This is a genomic window from Mesorhizobium sp. M5C.F.Ca.IN.020.29.1.1 (assembly GCF_003997375.1).
Classification (GTDB): Bacteria; Pseudomonadota; Alphaproteobacteria; order Rhizobiales; family Rhizobiaceae; genus Mesorhizobium; species Mesorhizobium wenxiniae.
In genome coordinates, this window is sequence record NZ_RZSW01000631.1 from 1 (window position 1) to 3,102 (window position 3,102).

The window sequence follows — 3,102 nt, forward strand, 5'->3', positions numbered from 1 at the left end:
ATGTTCGTCATCGCAGGCAACGAGCTGGACCTGTCGATCGGCACCTTCGTCGGTTTCGTCGGCTGCGTCACCGCGACTTGGCTGAAGGACGCGCCGCTGGTCGGCGTCTTGATCCTGCTCGGATCGATCGGCGTCTATGCACTGCTCGGCGCGCTGATCTATCTGCGCAATTTGCCTTCAATCGTCGTGACGCTCGGCATGAGCTTTGTCTGGCAGGGTCTGGCCATCCTCATCCTGCCGAAGCCCGGCGGCAAAGCGCCGGACTGGCTGCTGTCGCTCATGGCCTTCAAGCCGCCGCTCATCCCCTTTCCGATCATTACGGCGCTGCTGATCGCGGCGGTCGTCCATTTCGGGCTGATGCGCACCTCCTATGGCGTGATCCTGCGCGGATCGGGCGGCAATGCCGCCGCACTCGAACGCGCCGGCTGGTCGCTGCTCAAGACCAAGGTCGTGCTGTTCGCACTCGCCGGCCTGTTCGGCGTGCTGTCCGGCATGGCCCTAATCGGCATCACCACCTCGGCCGACGCCAATATCGGCAATGGCTACACGCTGCTTGCGATCGCCGGCGTCATCCTCGGCGGCGGCGAATTCGTCGGCGGCCGGGTATCGCCGATCGGCGCGGTCATCGGGGCGCTGACGCTGGCGCTCGCCGCGTCGCCGTTGCTCACCTTCATGCACATCCCGCCCGACTGGCAGGTTGCCGCCAATGGCGCCATCCTCATCATCGTGCTGGCGGCCCGGGTGCTGATCAGCCGTAGGGAGAGATGAGCGATGGCATCGTTGCGATTGCTGCTCGCCAAACCCTGGATCTGGTCCTTCATCGGCGCGCTGCTGGTGTGGCTGGCGACGATCACCTTCACCGGTGGATATGGCGGCGGCGGCATGATCACGGCGGCACTTTCTCTGGCCGTCTTCACCGTCGTTGTCGGTGTCGGGCAGATGTTCGTCATCACGCTCGGACCAGGCAATGTCGACCTGTCGCTGCCGGCCAATATCGGCCTCGCCAGCGCCGTCGCCATGAAGGTGATGGACGGGAATGATGCGATGATCGCTGTCGGGCTGCTGGCGGCGGTGGCCTGCGGCATGGCCGTCGGCGCCGCCAATTATCTCTTGATCTGGGCGCTGCGCATCCCGCCGATCATCGCCACTCTGTCGGCCAGCTTCATCATCCAGTCGATCGACATCAGCTATGGCCGCGGCTTGCAGATCAAGCCACCGCCAGGCTTCGCCGATTTCACCAACCGGCAGATTCTGGGCATTCCGGTGCTGGCGATCCTCACCGTGCTGTTCACCATCGGCGCTGCGATCGCGCTGCAGCGCATGATCTATGGCCGTTCGGTGCTGGCGATCGGCCAGAACATCCGCGCCGCGTGGCTGGCCGGCGTCAATGTCGGCCGCATCCGCTTCCTTACCTACACGCTGTCGGGCGCGCTCGGCGGCCTCGACGGGGCGCTGCTTGCCGGTTATTTCCGCGGCGCCAATGTCGATATCGGCAACGAGTACCTGCTGGCCTCGATTGCCGTCGTCGTCATCGGCGGCACGTCGGTGGCCGGCGGCAAGGCCAACGTGCCGGGTGTCTGGGGCGCGGCCCTATTCCTAGTGCTGCTCCTGACGATGCTCAACACTTTCGGCGTCAGCGCCGGCGTCCGGCTGCTGCTGACGGGGGTGATCATCGTCGGCGTCATCACCGCCGCGGGCGGCCAGAAGGCGCTGCGCTGAAGTAGCGTCAGTCCCTGTCGGCCGGTCCTGACGAGAGCCTGCTGCAAAACATCCCGGTTCCCATCCGGGCATCGGCCCTATAAATCGGTCGGCGCGGTTCGGCCGTCATCATTGCGAGAGATTTGCGTGTCCAATTTCGTGAGCGTTACAAGGGACGGCGGCGTCGCCGTCGTGACCATCGACAATCCGCCGGTCAACGCGCTGAGCTTCCATGTTCGCGAGCCGCTGATGCAGGCGCTTGTTTCCTTGCGCGACGAGCCCGATGTCGCGGCCATCGTCATCGCCTGTGCCGGGCGGACCTTCGTCGCCGGCGCCGACATCACCGAGTTCGGCAAGCCGGTGCAGCAGCCGGATCTGCGCGCCATCATTGCCATGCTGGAAACCATTGCCAAGCCGACGGTTGCCGCCATTCACGGCACCGCACTCGGCGGCGGCCTGGAACTGACGCTCGGCTGCCATTTTCGCATTGCCGACAGCCAGGCCACGCTCGGCTTGCCGGAGGTCAAGCTCGGCCTGCTGCCTGGCGGAGGCGGCACGGTTCGGCTGCCATGCCTCGTCGGGCCGCTCAAGGCGCTCAGCATGATCGTTTCGGGAACGCCGATCGGTGCGGCCGAGGCGCTTGCCGCCGGTCTGATCGACGCTGTCTTCGTCGGCGCCCCGACCGCGCAGGCGGTTCGTTTCGCCAGCGAAATGGCTGGCAAGGGTGGACCGTTCACGCCGGTGCGCGACCGTGATGGCCGTCTCGACAAGGCTGACTTGGCTGCATTCGACAAGGCGGTGGCGGAACTCGCCAAAAAGGCGCGCGGCCTCGAAGCGCCGATCGCCTGCGCGCAGTCGGTCCGCAACGCCATGACGCTGCCGTTCGAAGAAGCGCTGGTGGCGGAACGCGAACTGTTCGCCAAGCTCGTTGCAGGCGACCAGTCGCGCGCGCAGCGTCATCTGTTCTTCGCCGAGCGGGAGGCGGCGAAGGTTGCCGGCAAGGATATTGTCAGGCGCAAGATCGCGCGGGTCGGCGTCATCGGCGCCGGCACCATGGGCGGCGGCATTGCCATGGCGTTCGCCAATGGCGGTTTCTCCGTCACCGTGCTGGAGGCGACGCAGGAAGCGCTGCAACTCGGGCTGGCGATGATCGACAAGAACTACGCCGTGTCGGTCAGCCGCGGCTCGCTCAGCGAAGACAACAAGCGACAGCGGCTCGGCCTGTTCAAGGGTTCCACCGCCTATGACGACCTCGCCGATTGCGACCTGATCGTCGAGGCGGTGTTCGAGGAGATGGCGGTCAAGAAGGAGGTGTTCGGCAGGCTCGACGCGGTGGCCAAACCAGGCGCGATCCTGGCCACCAACACCTCCTATCTCGACGTCAACGAAATCGCCGCCTCGACC

The 3,102-nt window shown here is 65.7% G+C and carries 3 protein-coding genes; all 3 read left to right on the top strand.

Annotated elements, in window-relative coordinates; translation table 11 throughout:
* A partial coding sequence (locus EOA85_RS31155; protein WP_164760001.1) for an ABC transporter permease occupies nucleotides 1–768 on the top strand: 768 nt, incomplete at its 5' end.
* A 3-nt stretch (nucleotides 769–771) separates the two neighbouring features.
* On the top strand, nucleotides 772–1,719 hold the full coding sequence (locus EOA85_RS31160) for an ABC transporter permease (RefSeq protein WP_127212293.1): 948 nt from the start codon (nucleotides 772–774) through the stop codon (nucleotides 1,717–1,719).
* Nucleotides 1,720–1,845: 126 nt separating this feature from the next.
* The coding region (locus tag EOA85_RS31165) for an enoyl-CoA hydratase-related protein (protein WP_206523407.1) at nucleotides 1,846–3,102 on the top strand (1,257 nt) is incomplete at its 3' end.